The organism is Sorangium sp. So ce1504, from assembly GCF_051521635.1.
Taxonomy (GTDB): domain Bacteria; phylum Myxococcota_A; class Polyangia; order Polyangiales; family Polyangiaceae; genus Sorangium; species Sorangium cellulosum_B.
This window is the reverse complement of record NZ_CP150365.1, coordinates 7142259-7158094: the sequence shown is the minus strand read 5'-3', so window position 1 is coordinate 7158094 and position 15836 is coordinate 7142259. Positions and strand designations below refer to the sequence as shown.

At 67.9% G+C, this 15836-nt stretch carries 11 protein-coding genes; 2 read left to right on the top strand and 9 right to left on the bottom strand.

What is annotated here, in order from left to right:
• Positions 1-144: 144 nt before the first annotated feature.
• A complete protein-coding gene (locus WMF39_RS26880; protein WP_437739338.1) occupies positions 145-969 on the top strand; it encodes a TetR/AcrR family transcriptional regulator in 825 nt (274 codons plus the stop codon).
• Positions 970-1371: 402 nt separating this feature from the next.
• Here WMF39_RS26880 and WMF39_RS26875 read toward each other — a convergent pair whose 3' ends face one another.
• Both WMF39_RS26875 and WMF39_RS26870 read right to left on the bottom strand, forming a co-directional pair.
• A complete protein-coding gene (locus WMF39_RS26875) occupies positions 1372-3540 on the bottom strand; it encodes a cytochrome-c peroxidase (protein ID WP_437748033.1) in 2169 nt (722 codons plus the stop codon).
• 654 nt (positions 3541-4194) lie between these two features.
• A complete protein-coding gene (locus WMF39_RS26870; RefSeq protein ID WP_437739337.1) occupies positions 4195-5094 on the bottom strand; it encodes a glycoside hydrolase family 5 protein in 900 nt (299 codons plus the stop codon).
• Between the two features lie 22 nt (positions 5095-5116).
• Between WMF39_RS26870 and WMF39_RS26865 the strand changes: the two genes are divergently transcribed.
• Positions 5117-5980, top strand: a complete 864-nt coding sequence (locus WMF39_RS26865; RefSeq protein ID WP_437739336.1) for a hypothetical protein — start codon at positions 5117-5119, stop codon at positions 5978-5980.
• 435 nt (positions 5981-6415) lie between these two features.
• Here the strand turns inward: WMF39_RS26865 and upp are convergent, their stop codons facing one another.
• Genes upp through WMF39_RS26830 form a run of 7 tightly spaced genes read right to left on the bottom strand, consistent with a single transcriptional unit; the run spans position 6416 to position 15074 of the window.
• Complete coding sequence (gene upp / locus WMF39_RS26860; protein WP_437739335.1) at positions 6416-7099, bottom strand: uracil phosphoribosyltransferase; 684 nt, start codon at positions 7097-7099, stop codon at positions 6416-6418.
• Between the two features lie 26 nt (positions 7100-7125).
• Positions 7126-8328 (bottom strand): questin oxidase family protein, encoded by a 1203-nt coding sequence (locus tag WMF39_RS26855; RefSeq protein WP_437739334.1) that lies wholly within the window; start codon positions 8326-8328, stop codon positions 7126-7128.
• Positions 8328-8774, bottom strand: coding sequence for a DMT family transporter (locus WMF39_RS26850; protein WP_437739333.1), 447 nt, complete (start codon positions 8772-8774; stop codon positions 8328-8330). Before WMF39_RS26850 ends, WMF39_RS26855 begins: the two co-directional genes overlap by 1 nt.
• 3 nt (positions 8775-8777) lie before the next feature.
• Positions 8778-9245, bottom strand: a complete 468-nt coding sequence (locus WMF39_RS26845) for a DMT family transporter (protein ID WP_437739332.1) — start codon at positions 9243-9245, stop codon at positions 8778-8780.
• Positions 9246-9260: 15 nt separating this feature from the next.
• On the bottom strand, positions 9261-9932 hold the full coding sequence (locus WMF39_RS26840; RefSeq protein WP_437739331.1) for an HAD family hydrolase: 672 nt from the start codon (positions 9930-9932) through the stop codon (positions 9261-9263).
• Positions 9933-9958: 26 nt separating this feature from the next.
• Positions 9959-10906, bottom strand: a complete 948-nt coding sequence (locus WMF39_RS26835) for a pseudouridine-5'-phosphate glycosidase (protein ID WP_437739330.1) — start codon at positions 10904-10906, stop codon at positions 9959-9961.
• Positions 10907-10934: 28 nt separating this feature from the next.
• Positions 10935-15074 carry an amino acid adenylation domain-containing protein gene (locus WMF39_RS26830; RefSeq protein ID WP_437739329.1) on the bottom strand — a complete coding sequence of 1380 codons (4140 nt, stop codon included), beginning with the start codon at positions 15072-15074 and terminating at the stop codon, positions 10935-10937.
• Between the last annotated feature and the right edge of the window lie 762 nt (positions 15075-15836).

Here is a 15836-nt window from a genome sequence, read left to right as displayed (position 1 = left end):
TTGGTGGCGGTGTGGGTGGTGGATTGGGTGATGAAGAGCGGATGGCGCAGAGGGGCGAGCGAGGAGCCGATTGACGCGCGGGAGGGCGAGGCGGCATGAGGGCGCGACGGCGATCGCGCGGCTGCGTGATGGCCACCTCGGACGATGACGATGAAGACAGAGATGGCTCCTCCTCCGAAGACCGACGGCAGGCACAGCGCCGAAGGAAGGCAGCCGGCGGAAGGGGGGCGGAACGCCGGAGGCGAGCAGAAGGCCGAGGGGAGCCCGCGCCGCATGGGCCGGCCACGCAAGGCGCCGCAGCGGAGCGATCTCGCGCCGCGGGAGCAGATTCTGCAGGTGGCGGGCCGGCTGTTCGCCGAGCGGGGGGTGGCCGAGGTATCGATGCTGGAGGTCGCGCAGGCGGCGGGGCTCCGGCAGTCGTCGCTGTACTACTGGTTCCGGCGCAAGGAGCTGATCGTCGCGGAGATCCTGCAGCAGGTGAACCGGCTGCCGCTGTCGTACGCGCGGAGCCTCGAGGAGACCGGCGAGACGGCGGACGTGCAGCTATGGCGCTTCGTGCGCTTCGACGTGCAGACGGTGTGCGGGTTTCCGCTGGAGATCACGGAGATCCACCGGTTCAGCGAGCGGGATCCGGCGGCGTTCGCGACGTACTGGGCCGAGCGGCGCGCGCTGACCGAGGCCGTGGCCGCGATGGTGGGGCGCGGGATAGGGGAGGGGAGGTTCCGCGAGGTGGACGCCTACCTGTGCGCGCTGACGGTGCTGGCGCAGGACGAGAGCGTGCAGAACTGGTGCCGTCCCGAGGGAGGAGCGCGCGTGCATCCGCTCGCGGCCAGCGATCCGGCGGCGCTGGGCTACGGGCCGGAGCAGATCGCGGAGCTCGTCGCGGATCAGACGGTGGGCGGGCTGCTGGTGCGGCCGTCGAGGCTCGCGGCGCTCCGGAGGAAGGCAGGGGGAGCCGACCGAGGTTGAGGCGACCCGACCCAGGTTGAGCAAGGTTGAGGCGATCCGACAGGCGATCCGACCCAGGTTGAGCAGGGGGAGCCGACCCAGGTTGAGCGGAGCGGACCCAACCCGGGTTGGAGCGGACCCGACCCAGCGGACCCGACCCAGGTTGAGCGGAACCAGCGGACCCGACCCAGGTTGAGGCGACCCGACCCAGGTTAAGCGGAACCGGCGACTCCACCCAGGTTGCGGCCGCAGGCCGCAGCAACCCAACCCGGGTTGGGGGCGACCCGACCCAGGTTGGGCGACCCGACCCAGGTTGAGGGGGCGGGGGCGACCCGACTCAGGTTGAGATCGCCCCAGGTTGGGATCGCCGCCGACCGGGCGACCCGACCCAGGTTGGGATCGCCGGGATCGCCGCCGGGGCGCTCAGAGCGGGTTGAAAGGCGCAAGCCCAGGGAGGTCCTTCGGCCTGCGCCCTGCGGCGCCGACCGCCGGGACCTCCTTGATCTTCTCGCGAGCACGCCCCGTGCCGTCATCCACCACGGTCCATTCGTTCCAGAAGTGACCGTCGACGACGAACAGCTGCGGGTGATCGAACGGCGCCTCCTCGAACCGGACCCGCTCGTCCGTGAGCGTCGCCAGGAACGCCACGAGCGCCTTCTTCTCATCTTCCGTCAGCCCGAGCGGCTGAATGTTCGGAGCCAGGTTCGTCCCGTTGGGCCCAAACCCGGTGGTGTCGCCGCCCTCCCGTTCTCGCCGTCCGCCGCCACGGTTGTAAAATTCGACGACTTGCCGCAGCGTCAGCGCGCCTCCGTTGTGGAAATAGGGGCCCGTCAGCTCGATGTTCCGGAGCGTCGGGACCTTGAAGGCGCCATCGACCGCATCGCGCTCGAGCCGCGCGATCGGCACCCCTGGTTCGACCTCGAACGACGCCGGGTCGATGCCGAATACGTCCGGGGCGCCCTCGCCCCCGGCGAGCTGCTTCCCTTGCCGCGCGAACGAGAACGGATGGCCGAAGGGGTCGACCCCTCCGACGCCGATGTCCTCCTCGGTCGGCCGGACGCCAATGTTGTAGTAGCCCCTGTCGTAGAGCGCGGCGCCGCCGTCCCCGACCGGCATCCGCGAGATCAAACCGCCCACCTGCTCCTCGCGCTGCAGGCGGGTGGCGGCGCTGGTGAACTCGGGACCATGGTGGCAGTTGATGCACCTGCCTTTGCCCTGGAAGATCGCGAGCCCCGCGCGCTCCTCGTCGCTCAGGGCGGCGCTGTCCCCGTCGGCAAAGCGATCGAACCGGCTGTTGTCGGACACGAGCGTGGCCTCGTAGAGCTGGATGGCGAGGCCCCAGAAGAGCGAGAAGTTCGCTTCCACGAGCGACCGATCGCCGACGCGCTGATCCGACCGCCAGTACGCGTCCACGAAGGCCTCTTGGACGAGCTCCCCATAGGACGGAGCGAGCCCTTTTCCGCTCGAATCGCGGAGCTCGCCGAGGATGCTGTCCGTGGGGTCCACGATCTGGCCGGCGAGCGGCCTGCGCGGCAAGAGCTTCGCGGCGACGTCAACGTACGTCCTCCCCTCACACGACATCTCGAAGGGGTTGATCGGCGGGCCTACGGCCTGAGATGCGAGGCTCGAGTTCTCCAGGTCGACCCTCTCGCGGACCAGGATGCCGTCGCGCATGGCGTGGACGGCGGCGTCAGGATCTCGCCTGCCGAACGGGTTCACTCCGTTGAAATGGTTGCTCGCGCGTCCGTCCCAGAAGTTGCGGAAGTTGAACACCGCGTTGATGACGGTGGGCGTCTGTCGCGGCTCGACGCGCCGCACGTTCACCCCTTGCACCTGGAAGACGTCCGGCAGCAGCGTGCAGTCGTCCTTCTCGCTCCCGGGCACGATGCCGTTGAATCGAGCGTGGAACACCCCCTGCGAAGAGATGACGTCGTCGGCATCCGCGGGGAAGTCGCGGCGGAAAGTCCAGTCGCTTGCCACGAGCGCGTAGTTCGGTCCGCCCTTCCCGTCCGACCTCGTGGCTTCGAACCGCGCGCGCCGCTCGGGATCCTGGTTGTTGATACCCGGGTTGATCTGGTTTCTCTTGCGGTGGTCGACGCCGGCGTGGAAGTGGCACGTCGCGCACGCCACGCCGTCGCTGCCGACCTGCATGTCCCAGAACAGCGCCTTTCCGAGGGCTACGGCCGTCTCCCTGCTCTTGACGTACCGGGACAGCTCGCGCGGCTCCGGGACGGCGACGCCTCGGAGCGAGCCGAGGGATGGCGGCGGAGTGGCTGGCGTGGGCGTCGCGCCGTCGTCCGGCGGATCCGACGGCGGCGAGTTACCGCTCCCGGGCGTGACCGGCGACGAGGACCCGCCGCCCCCGAGCGACGATGAGCCGCCGCTGCCGAGCGACGATGAGCCGCCGTCCCCGAGCGACGAAGCCCCGCCGTCCCCGAGCGACGAAGACGGTCCGGGCCTCGCGCACCCCGAGCACGGAGGCTCGCGTCCCTCGGGCCAGCAGCCGGTGGTTGACGATAGACCCATCAGGACGCCGAGGATCCACGCCCCGATCTCGCCCGTGCGCGGGTCTCCAGAACGAGCTCTAACCATCACGAGGAAGCCTCCTTCGCTGCTGCGCGAGTGAATGACAGGCGGCGCGAGCCGGCGTCCTCGCGGGACACCGCGGGTCGCCGTCATGTTCGTCCGTCCTGCGATGAGCGGATGTCGCGAGCGCCGACGCTCGACGGGGTTCCGCCCGGCATCGTTCGAGTCTCTTCAAGTCATCCGATCTTCAGAAAGACAGCGCGTGTCCAGGGCGCGCATCGACGTCTCGGCCTGTCTCGTCTAGGCCGGGCGTCTCCCCGTGTCGCGAGCGCATCGGCTCGCGCGGGGGATTCGAGGGAGAAGACGACCTCTGTCGAGGACCGGACGAAGTGGGATGAAGGGACAGGACATATCCCTTCATCGTGCCGTCACCGCGCCGAGCAGGCGCGGCCGTGCGCGTCGCCGAAACCCTGACTCATCCACCGAGTTCGGGCAATGTCGTCGATGAGGAAGCGCGGGAGTGAGCCGATCGAGCGCGGATCGCCTGGTGAACGAGGCGAAGGCGAGAGAGCTAGACTCTGGTCTTCGAGGAGGCCTCGAAGGAATGGAAAGCGCGCCGCGGGAGCTTCGGTGTCCGCGCCCGAGGCGACGTGGCGCCGCGCGACCGACCCGGGCGGAGCGCCCTCGTCCTCGACGGCGCTCCTCGGCGGGCTTCCCGCGTCAAGGCGCCTGGATCTTCTGCTTCACCCAGCGCCCCGACTCGGTCAGCTGGCCATCCGACCACGGGCCGCCGGCGCTCGCGCCGGGCCTGAGCGCGGCGCAGGACTCGGCCTTGTCGACGATCGACCAGTTGAGCCAGCTGATGCTGTTGCTGGCCATGAAGTCGAGCCACCGCTGCGCCTCGGCGAGATCCAGCGCGCCGTCTCCGGTAGAGGAGCAGGTGCCCCACTCGGTGACGAACAGCGCGAGGCCCGCGGAAAGCGCGGTCCTCGCCTTGGTGCGCAGCCCGTCCTTGTGCGTCGCCGCATAGAAGTGGAGCGTGTAGGCGATGTTGCTGTAGTTCGTGATCGGGCTCCTGGAGGCGACGTCCACGTCCTGCGACCAGTTCGGCGACCCGACGATCACGAGGTTGTCGGAGCCGGCGCCGCGGATCTCCCGGATCACCTCCTCGGCATACGCCTTCACCTGCGCCCAGGTCTCGGTGTCGGGCTCGTTGAACACCTCGAAGATCACGGCGGGCTCATCGCCGTACTCCGTCGCCATCTCCCGGAAGAAGCGCTTCGCAGCCTCCTTGTTCCGGGGCTGGACCGCGTCGTGATCGTGCCAGTCGATGAGCACGTAGATGCCTCTGGCGATGGCGGCGTCGACGATCGCCTTGACCTTCCGCTTCTCCGCGTCCGGGTTGTTGACGTAGCCGAGCCCCGATGTGTTGGCGGTCATCGCGGCACGAACGACGGTCGCATCCCAGTCGTTCACGAGCGTGTCGACGGCGGAAGCGTTGTAGAACTTCTCTCCCTCCCAGACGCTCCAGAACATGCTCATGCCCTTGAGCTGGAGCTCTTCGCCGTGCTCGTCGACGACGCGGTTGCCCATCACCTTCAGGCGGCCGTGCCGCTCCACCGGCGTTCTCGCGAGGGGGCCGGTGCCGGTCGAGGTGGTCGAGCTGGTGCCGCTCGAGGTGGTGGTCACGCTCGACGTCGAGGCGTCGCCGCCACCCATGCCGCCGGCGCCGCTCGAGGAGGCCGACGAGGACGCTACGGCCGACGTCGAGGCATCGCCGCCACCCGCGCCGCCGCCCGAGGACGCGGAGGTCGAGGTCACGCTCGACGTCGAGGCGTCGCCGCCGCCCATGCCGCCGCCCGAGGACGCGGAGGTCGAGGTCACGCTCGACGTCGAGGCGTCGCCGCCTGAGGACGCCGACGTGGACGCCACGGTCGACACGTCGCCGCCGCTGCCCGAGGACGCCGCGGTCGACGTATCGGCGCCGCCTGTGCCGCCTGTGCCGCCTGTGCCGCCTGTGCCGCCGGCGCCGCCCGAGGACGCCGCGGTCGACGCGCCGTTGCCTCCTGCGCCACCGCCGGCGCCGCCGGCGCCGCCCGAGGACGCCGCGGTCGACGCGCCGTCGCCTCCTGCGCTGCCGCCGACGCCGCCCGTGCCGCCCCCCTCGTCTCCGCCGCCCGAGGACGCCGCTGTCGAGCCGTCGCCGCCGCCCGAGGATGCCGACGTGGACGCCACGGTCGACGCGCTGCCGCTGACCGAGGACGCCGACGTCGACGCATCGCCGCCGCCGGATGCCGAGTCTTCCGAGGAGCCCTCGCACCCGAGCAACACCATCGCCGGCAACGCAAGATGCAGAAAGGTGCGCGTCCACCTGGACCCGGTGAACACCCCAGGGGTCAATTCATGGCTCATTGTATTCTCCAAGGAAGGCGTCTCGCACGATGCGCCTGCTCCGAGCGCGGGCATCAAGCGACGATATCGACGAAGAAGGCGACCCGCTGCATAGCAGGTCCGGCGCGACGGGTGAAGGCGAAAGTGGGAGAGTGATCGCGTCCTGGGCTCCTGGGCGCGCGATTCCTCGCGCGATCGCGCCGGCACACCGGTTGTGAGCGCGCCGGCGCGCGGCGCGTGAGCGCGCCCCTCGGCGCCTGATGGCGCGAGCGACCGACGGCCCTCGCCACGCGCGCCGGAGGATCTCGTCCCGCGCGCTCTCCAGCCCGCGCTCTCCGGGAGCGACCGTCCCAGGTTGACCGGAGGCAGGCGCGGCGCGGTGTCAGCCGGGACCCGCGGCGGCCTGTCGCCGACGGCTGACCGCATCCCGGTAAGCAGCTCCAGCTCCCACCACGTCCCTCGAAGCTCGCCTCGCGGAGGTTCGACAGGAGGGTGGTTCTGTGTCTGAGCGGCGTCCGAGCATCGCGCTGCCGCGCCAGCTCCTCCGATGTCAGGCCTCGGTACCGAAGTACCGATCGCCGAAGTCGCCGATGCCTGGCATCATGTAGGCGTTCTCGTTCAGCCCCTCTTCGATGGATGAGGTGACGATCTTCACATCCGGGTAACGCTCGGTGACGGCGGCAATCCCCTCGAGGACCGTGATCAGGTTGACGAAGATGATGTTCGCCTCCGCGACGCCTCGGTCCAAGAGGACCTGGATGGCGGCGAGCGCCGTCCCTCCGGTGGCCAGCATCGGATCCAGCAGCAGGACGTGGCACCGCGCTATATCGCGGGGGAGAGACGAATAGTAAAGGCGCGGGAGCTTCGTCGTCTTGTCCCTCTGGATGAGGATCTTGCCGATGCGAACCGACCTGCAGACGGCGCGCAGCTCCGCCTCCATGCTCTCGCCTGCACGCGCGATGGAAACCCCGCAGAGCTGCGAGGCAAAGCGCCGGCCCTCGTACCTTCTGCCCACGGGCGTCTCTACCTCGCACGGCTCGAAGGGGAGAAGACCCAGGCCTGTTTCAATCAGCAGGCGGATGATCCTCCCCGAGTAAAAGACGAAATCCTCCCGGCGCGCGCCACGGTCGCGGATGATCGTGTGCAGCGCCCGCAGCTGATTCGTCTGAGGCAGCAGGTGTAGATTGTCAATTTCGAGATGATTCCGGGTCTGCAACTTTCGCGCGGTTGACATGCTCGCGATCCTCCCAACGCTTGAATTCACTCCGTCGGCGGCTCTTCGAAAGACTCGGGCAGCTCCGGGGTCGTGGTGAAGCACGCGGCCGCGGCGCGGTAGATCGAGCGACCACCGGTCCTCTTCCACACCCGATGCAGCACGTACACCAACTTGGGGTTGTGCTCCTCTTCCTCTTCGATCGCTCGCGCGATGATCTGCCCCCAGCCCTCGCCCTCCAGCGGCTGCCCGGCGGAGTCGGTCGCGTCCTCGTACGTCGCATGCAGCCTGGCCAGCGTGGACCTCTTCGGAAGGTCCGCGCGAGAGAAGAGGATGCAGAGCATGCCTATCCAGAAGCACTTGACCACATACCTCCCCTGGTCCGCCGGAAGGCGGCGGGCGATCTGCTCCATCGCGTGCAGCGACGTGATGAGATGAAGGAGGACGAAGTCGCCAGGCTCGGCCAGGTACAGCAGGGTCACCACGTGAAAGAGCTGCTCCCAGCTCGTGGAGACGTCCTGGTCGTCGATCCAGGCCGGGGTTTCGTAGATCAGCGGGTGCCCTTCGGCAAGCAGCCTGGCGATCCGATACTGAAGCCCCGAGCGCGAGAGCTCGGGGTGTATCCCCTGAGCCGCGCCGGCTTCCGTGTCGGCGACCAGCGCCTCCACCCAGCGATGAAGCTCGTCGCGATCGTCGTCCCACGCCCCCGCGACGCGGAGCAACGAGTCGACCGCCCGCTCTCCCCTCGCGCCGCCGGCCGGAGCCGTGACCGCCCTCTCCGGATGGCACGAGACGTACGAGAACGCCATGTACGCCAGACCTTCTATCGCCATCCGGCGGTGGTTCGCGTCGAGCGCCCACCCCAGGTGGATCGTGGCATGCGTGAAGGCGCCGACCCAGCCGGGCAGCAGCGCTAGCAAATAGCGTTTCAGCAGCCCGTCGATGCCCAGGAGCTCCTGTTGCTGGTCCAGGAACTCGCAATACGCAGAGAAGCTGGTTCGCTTCCCGAGGAGGCTATCCCAGTTGGACGCCGAGATGGCATGCTTCGACGCCCTGGGCGCTTCCAGGCCGTACCCATAGGGCGTCAGCCTCGCGTAATTGTCGTAGTATGCCTTGATCTTCGTCGGCGGCGCTCCGAGCCCGGCCAGCGCGACAACCGCGTGCTTTGCATGGTTCGTGAGGTGGCCGTTGAATTCGATGTGGTAGGTCCGGTCGTCGAGCAGCTCATCGACCAACTGCGAGTTTGTCATCACGATCTGTCCTGGTGACGAGGCGAACGCGCCACCCTGGTCATGTGAACGCCCAGGAGCACGAGGACGACGCCGAGGCATCGGGGCGCCGTGGGGGGCACGCCCTGGCTCTGGTAGTCTATCAACACAGCGGAGATCATCTGTCCGCTGATCACGAGAAGGACGGCGTTCATCGCGCCGAGCCTGGGAAATACGTAACTGTTCACGGCCACGAAGAACGCCCCGAAGAGCCCGCCGAGGTAGGCCGTGAGCGGCGGAGCGACGGGGGCACCGAACCCCCAGCCGCCCATGACGGAGAGGACCGCCGTCAGGAACAGGAACCCGAGGACGTGATTCCAGAGGGATGCCTTGAAGGGGCCGAGCCGCTCGCTGAGCTGCCCGTTCATCGCGCGGCTCATGCCGATGAGCACGCCGTTGAGGAGCGCGAGCAATATATAGAGGGCCATCGCTCAGCCTCGTCCAAAGATGATGAGCCCGCTGCCCACCAAGACGAGCAGCGCCACGAGGAAATCTGCGGCGACGATGCGCCTCTTCGGGGTGCGGAGCAGCCCGAAGTGATCCAGCACGACTCCGAAGAGCACCTGCCCGACGAGCATCAGGGCAATGGTGCCCGAGAGCGTGAGGCCGCTGTTCACCGTGATCGCCGCCAGCACCACGGTGAGCGCGCCCGGGATGCCACCCAGGTAGGCCCAGAGCGGCGCCTTCCTCTGCTGCTCCTCGTCTCCACCTCGGGGGCGGGACAGCCGCGAGTGGAGCACGACGAGGATGAACGCCGCTGCGGCCCCTAGCCCATGCGCCGCCCAGGACGCGAAGAGCGGCGTGGTGTGTCTCGCCAGGAGGCTGTTGGTGTTGATCATCAACGCGAGGAGGAGCCCCCCCCCGACCGCCAGCAACCAATCTGTGGAACGTCCGCTCATGGGCATCAGCACCGTTCAATTCGACGACAGCGCCGCTCGCAGGCACGTCAGCACGTCTTCGAACGTGTCGGCCATCCAGGTCGGGCCGGACGACGTCAGCTCCTGCACGCCATGCACGCCGTAGGTCACCGCGACGGAGCGCATGCCGGCGGCCCTGGCCATGAGCACGTCGTGCGTCGTATCTCCCACCATCACCGCGCGCCCGGCCGGGACCCCCAATGTCTGCATGATCAGCTGCCCCATCTCGGGATCCGGCTTCGGCCGCGTCACCTGGTCGGCGCCGACGACCAGGTCGAACTGGCCACGAAGCCCCGCCGCCTCCAGCAGCGCAGCGGCGCTCGCCGAGAACTTGCTGGTCGCCACGGCCAGGGCCACTCCATCATCGCGCAGCGCCTGCAGGCCCTCCGCGACCCCAGGAAACAGCATCGAGCGCGCCTTCGGTAGAATGACCTCGCGGAACGAGACCTGGTACCAGCTGATGGCCTCGGCCACCCGCGCGTCATGCCGCGGGACGCCCATCAGCAGGCTGAACGCCTGCTCGAGCGGGAGCCCGATGGTCGCCCGCGTGGCGGAGGCATCCCGTGCCCGGAGGCCCATCGCCGCGAAGGCCGCCGAGAACGTCTCCACGATCGCGCGGGGGGAGTCGATGAGCGTTCCGTCCAGATCGAAGATGGCTGCGCGGCTCATCGTATCTTCCTCAAGGATGGAGACCATCATGAGCCTTTCCTCCGGCGGTATAGCGCGTGCGCGGCCGCGAGGCGACCGGCCACCTCCGCTGTGCTCACGAGGACTGCCATGTTTGCCTTGGCGGACCTCCCCTCGGTCGCCTCGTCGACGGCGCGCATGAGGTACTTGGTGAGCGCATTGCCGCGGATTCCGTCCCCTTCCGCGTCGGCCGTCGCCCTCGTCAATGCCGCGTCGACCTCTCGGCCGTCGATAGCGTCCTCCGCCCTGACGGGGCTGGTGATCAAGACGGAGCTCTGGTTGCCCAGAGCCCAGTGACTCTCGACGGCGCGGGCGATCGCCTCCTCGTCATCCAGCCTGTGAGGGCTGCGGATCCCGCTGGAAGCGCAGTAGAAGGCCGGGAAGTCGTCGGACCTGTAGGCGATCAAGGGCACGCAGTGCGTCTCTAGGTACTCCATGGTCAAGGCCAGATCGAGAATGCTCTTCGCCCCTGCGCAAACGACCGCGACCTTCGATCGGGTGAGCTGGATCAGATCGGAGGAGATGTCCATCGTCCGCTCCGCGCCGCGGTGCACGCCTCCGATGCCCGCCGAGGCAAAGAACGGGATGCTCGCCAGCTCCGCCGCGACCAGCGAGGACGCGACGGTCGTGGCGCCCATCCCGCCCTTCGCCAGGATGACAGACATATCTCGGCTGCTGACCTTGGGGATGCCCGGCGTCGCGCCGAAGCGTTCCATGTCCGCCGCCGTCATGCCGATCATGAGCCGACCGCCGTCGATGCCGATCGTCGCCGGAACGGCGCCGGCGGCCCGGACGGCTTGCTCCACCCTCCTGGCGGTGGCGACGTTCTCCGGATAGCGCAAGCCGTGCGTGATGACGTTGGACTCCAGCGCCACCACCGGCGCGCCGTCCTGGATGGCGTCAGAGACCTCCTCGCTGAGCGAGAGCGGTACGTTGGTGTGTCGATTGCGGCTCATTGTGATCGCTACGCTCGCAGCAGAGAGGTCAATATTGGGGGGCTTTGCACAGCAGCTCCTTGCGCTTCACGATCTGCGGCAGGTAGACCTGCTCGTTCCAGTCTGCCCTCTCGACCGGCTCGAGCGCGATCGAGATCGCGTCCTCGTTGCACCGGAACGCGCTCCTTACCGCGTCGGTGATCGCCGCGACCAGATCAGCCTGCTGCTGCTCGCTGAGTGAGACGGGGAAGTGCTTGATGTTGACGTGGGGCATGCGGATGTCCTCCATGGCTTCGGTGTTGTGTTCGGGCTTCGCGTCGGCGCGAAGTTGGCGGTGAATCTGCTCGATCAGCTCGTCGATGCCCGGCTCTTTGAGCAGGCCATAATGGTCGGCGTCGAGATCGATGAAGGTCGAGACGCTCGTCGAGCAGCTATCATGTCCCTCGATGCCCTCGATGCTCTTGATGCCCTCGATGCTCTCGATGAACGACCGGTCGTCTCCCCGCGCCCTGAAGATCGTCACGGGCGCGCGGATGCGCCGCTCCACGAGCTCGCAGATGGTGTACTTGAACTCATAGGTTTGATGCACGATCCGGATGACCCTCTTCACCAGCTCCGGGTCGAGGCCCGTGAATCTCCTGGCGATGAACGACGCGAAGCTCTCCTCGTCTCTGGCGACCTCAAGGCACTCGGCGAGCGCGGGGTCGGTGATGCTGCCGGCGAATACCGAGAAGAGGATCGTCGCATATTCCTTGTTGTCGTAGGTGGGCTCGCTGCCCGAGGTCGAGACGCTCTTCGCCCGTACCTTCGGCGACCCTGGGGCGATCAAGAACAGGCGCTCCACCCGCTCGCCAGCACGCTCGAGCTGATGAGCCGCTTCGAAGGCGACACGAGCGCCGAACGAATACCCCCACAGCGTGTAGGGCCCGGCGGGCTGAAGTCGCCGGATGACCTTGATGTCCTCTGCGGCCATCTGCTGGAGGGTGGGGTAAGGGATCTCGCCCTCGTTGATCCCGTGAGCCTGCACGCCGTACAGGGGCCGATCGGCGCCCATCTTGCGCGCGAGCAGCCTCAGGTTCATGGTGTAACCGCCGAGGCCCGGCCAGCAGTAGACGGGGGTCCCCGCGCCTCTCGTCTGCAGCCGCACGAGCCGTGATGCTGGCTCGACGCCCGCGCCGTCGACCACGAGCGCGAGCTTCTCGATGGTCGGCGACCCGAACAGGACTTGCAGCGGCAGGGAGGTCTGGAACGCCCTGTTGATCTTGCTCACAAGTCCGACGGCGATGAGCGAATTGCCTCCGGACTCGAAGAAATCATCTCGCACAGAGACCTCGTCCTGCTTCATCTCCTTGAGCCAGAGCTGCTTGATGCGCGCCTCGGTCTCCGTTCGAGGCGCCACGAACGGCCGATCGGCGAGCTCCACCTTGACGCGGTCCAGCGCCTTGAGGTCGATCTTCCCGTTGGCTGTGAGCGGCAGCCTGTCCAGCACGATGACCTTGTTCGGAATCATGTAGTCGGGCAGGAAGCTCCCCAGGTCGTCCCGGATCATCTCCGCGGGCCCCTTCATGTGAACGACGTCCTCCTTCATCCCTTCGCTGAGCACCTGCTCCTCGCTGATGCGCCCGCCGACGAAGAAGTAGGAGGGGCCCGGGGCCCTGCCGCAGGCTTTCAAGATGCTGTCCATGCGCTTGGCCGAGGGCAGATCGTCCCCGGTCTTGGAGCTGTACCCCGAGGACATGAACCCGAGGTTGATGTCGTTCGCCTGCAGGTGCTGGAGCTTCCTCCCGAGGTCGATGTACCTCATCCAGCCCTTGGAGGTCCTGCTGATGACCGTGATGCCGAGGCTCGCCCTCTCGTAGACTTGCTGGTTGATGGCGATGACATGCCGCTTCAAGATCAGCTCGTCCGATAGCTTCTCGAGGGCGCCATCTCGGTACTGGTACTGACCCGCGGCGAGGTCAGCGACCTTGCCGGGGTGCACCTGGAGGAAGATCTCGACCGCGTCGTCGGGGCGCGGCTCCGCGCGCGGGACGAGCTCGAACGTGCCGATGTAGTGGTCCTCATCCGCGGAGTCCAGGTGGCCCATCGTCGCGGGGGCATGGTCGAGCTCCTTGATGTCCAGCCCATAACGGGGCAGGACCTCCTCGAACAGACCCACCATGTGTCCCGCTTCAATCTCCAGGACTTCTTGAATGTTGTTCTTGTAGGTGGGCTCGATGGCCCGCCTCTTTCCGACGAAATGCACCCTCGCCTGCGCCGCCGTGGAGGCGAGCTTCTCTCGTAGGAGGATCAGCTGGTGGTGAACAGGATGGTGGTAGTAAACTCCGGAATTCAGGCCGCATAGATTGTCCAGCTCGAAGTACATCTGCGTCGCGTACAGCGCTCCTGGCGACGCGTAGCCGTACTTCGGCAGCAGGCGCTCCGCGCTCAGGAACTGCCCGAAGTACCGCAGAATCTCCCCGAGCTCCGCGAAGCTCAGCGCCTCCAGGCTTCGGGCGTGGGCGCCCGCGAGTCTCTGGCCGGCCCGCCGGCCGAGCAGGCGCAGGATGTCGGCCTTCGTGACGCCCTCGCCGTCGAAGAATCGATAGGTCTTGCGCGCGAACACCTGCTGTCTCTGCTCCCGGGTCGGCGTTCGGCCGGGCAGGTCGAAAACCGCCTTGCCGCGGAGCTCCCGGGGGTCCCGGCATCCCGAGTTCGACAGCTGCGCCTTGACCTGGAGCTTGCTCTCCTTCGACGCGTGGTGGGCGCCGTGATGGCCCTGGTCCATCAGGGCTGCTTCTCTCGGGTTCAGCTCGACGAAGGCGATCAGGTTCTGGAAGCCGGTGCGGGGATCGTTCTTGACGGTGACCGCCGCGTGCCTGACCCAGTCGTGCAGCTCGATGGCCAGCCTTATCTCGTCGAGCTCGACCCGGAACCCGCGGAGCTTGATCTGGTTGTCGGCCCGGCCAGCGAACTGGACGGTGCCGTCGGCGTTCCAGTACGCGAGATCGCCGGTCCTGTAGAGCTTCGCGCGCCGGCCATCCGCCTGGAACGGGTCGTCGATGAACCGCTCGGCGGTCAGGTCGGGGCGGTTCAGGTACCCTCGTGCGAGCTGGGCTCCGCCGATGTAGAGCTCGCCGATCTCGCCCACGACCACGGGCGACCGGCGCTCGTCGAGGATATGGTACTGCGTATCGTGCACGGGAGCGCCGATGGAGATCGTGCTGGGGCCGTCGTGAACCGTGCGGCGATCGACCGTGAACGCGGACGAGTTGATGGTGCATTCGGTCGGGCCGTACAGGTTGACCAGCTCGCACCCGGGCAGCACCTCGAGGCACCGGAGCGCGAGGCTCCTGGACAGGGCTTCTCCGCCGCTGAAGACCTGCGTGAGCGAGTCGCAGCGGTGGAGCGCTTCGGTGTCCAGGAGGGCCTGGAGCAGGGTCGGAACACACTGTAGCGTCGTCACGCGGTGCCTGATGATGGTTTCGATCAGCCGCTCCGGGTCCCGGTACACGCCAGGGCTGCCCACGACGACGGTGCTGCCGCAGGCGGGCGCCAGGATCTCCCACTGGGCCGCGTCGAAGCTCATGGGCGTCTTCTGCAGGACGACCCGCCTCCGATCCAGCCCATGGGCGGTCCGGAGCCAGCCCATCTGGTTGACGATGCTCCGATGCTCGATCATCACGCCCTTCGGCTTCCCGGTGCTGCCGGAGGTGTAGATGACGTAGGCCAGGTTGTGTGAGCGCAGGCCGGAGCCCAGGTCGCGGTTCTCGGCGCTCGCGTCCGAGCGGCCGTGGGCCGCGGCGTCTCTCAGGGTGACGATCCTCGTGCCTCGCGGGGCGAGCTCGGTCAGCCTGGCCTTGAGGTCCTCTTGAGAGAAGATGACCTTCGTGCGGCTGTCCTCGATCATGTAGCGCAGTCGGTCCTCGGGGTACTCCGGCGAGAGCGGCAGGTAAGCGCTGCCAGAGAGGACGGTCCCCCATGCGCCCACCATCAGGTCGATCGACGGCTCCACGAACAGACCGACGCAGTCGTCGGGAGCCACGCCGAGGTGCCGCAGGTACATCGCCACATCCGAGCTGCGCGCCGCGAGCTCGCGGTAGGTCAGGATCTCGTCCTCACCGACGACGGCAGCTCTGTCCGGCTGCGCCCGGACCTGCTCCCAGAGCAGGTCAGTGATGCACGACCCTGCGAAGGAGGCTGCTTCCATGGCGGCGTGTCGCGCTGGCTGCTCCCGCGCGTCAGCGACGGCGCGGGGCGAACGGATCATGGGTTGTTTCACAATCATCCTCTTGACGTGATGTCGCTGGCCTCTGGATGAGCACCACGGATCATGCGCGCACGTCCCCCTCGGCATGCGGTCGGGAGCGCCGCAGGCGATCGTCGCGATACCCCGCCGCGAACGTGCCCCAGCAGACTGCGTGCCATGCCGTCGCGGCGTGCTGCGGCAGCGGAGGCGTCGCAGCGACGACCGAGATACGCTCGGCTTCTCGCGGCCTCTCGATCTCGACCCGTCAGCGAGGCGACCGCCCGGCCGCGTGTTCGGGCAGCGCGTTGCGTGAGCGCGCTGCGTGGTTGGGCAGCCCGTTGCGCAAGTACGCCTGGCGCGTCTGGGCGGCGCGTGTCGCAGCTGCGCCGCGTGCCGCACGACCGTGCAGATCGCGAGGGCCGCTCCTCTCTCGGAGGTTGTGGAATCGAGCGAGAGACAGGCGTCCCGGCGGGGCGGCTTCTACCGGGTCCAGGTGGGCGCGAAGGAGGACTTCCTCCGGATCATGGAAGCTGGCGCCTCTGCGGGACCCAGCGGTTGCCGGGCCGCTGGCCTTCCACGGGTGGCAATCTTTGCCTGAATGGCAAGGGGTGCCGGCAAGCGCTGCATGCGGCACCCTCGGCTCCAGCCTCGGCCGTCGCGATCATGCCAGAGGAGCACCGGCAAAGGAGCGCGTCCCTCGGCCCCTGCCGGCGCGAGGGGCCG

Bases quoted from the DNA above. Each gene is read 5' to 3' on its own strand.
- WMF39_RS26840 (WP_437739331.1), bottom strand. From the start codon at position 9,932: ATGAGCCGCGCAGCCATCTTCGATCTGGACGGAACGCTCATCGACTCC.
- WMF39_RS26845 (WP_437739332.1), bottom strand. From the start codon at position 9,245: ATGAGCGGACGTTCCACAGATTGGTTGCTGGCGGTCGGGGGGGGGCTC.
- upp (WP_437739335.1), bottom strand. From the start codon at position 7,099: ATGTCAACCGCGCGAAAGTTGCAGACCCGGAATCATCTCGAAATTGAC.
- WMF39_RS26875 (WP_437748033.1), bottom strand. From the start codon at position 3,540: ATGGTTAGAGCTCGTTCTGGAGACCCGCGCACGGGCGAGATCGGGGCG.
- WMF39_RS26850 (WP_437739333.1), bottom strand. From the start codon at position 8,774: ATGGCCCTCTATATATTGCTCGCGCTCCTCAACGGCGTGCTCATCGGC.
- WMF39_RS26830 (WP_437739329.1), bottom strand. From the start codon at position 15,074: ATGGAAGCAGCCTCCTTCGCAGGGTCGTGCATCACTGACCTGCTCTGG.
- WMF39_RS26880 (WP_437739338.1), top strand. From the start codon at position 145: ATGACGATGAAGACAGAGATGGCTCCTCCTCCGAAGACCGACGGCAGG.
- WMF39_RS26855 (WP_437739334.1), bottom strand. From the start codon at position 8,328: ATGACAAACTCGCAGTTGGTCGATGAGCTGCTCGACGACCGGACCTAC.
- WMF39_RS26835 (WP_437739330.1), bottom strand. From the start codon at position 10,906: ATGAGCCGCAATCGACACACCAACGTACCGCTCTCGCTCAGCGAGGAG.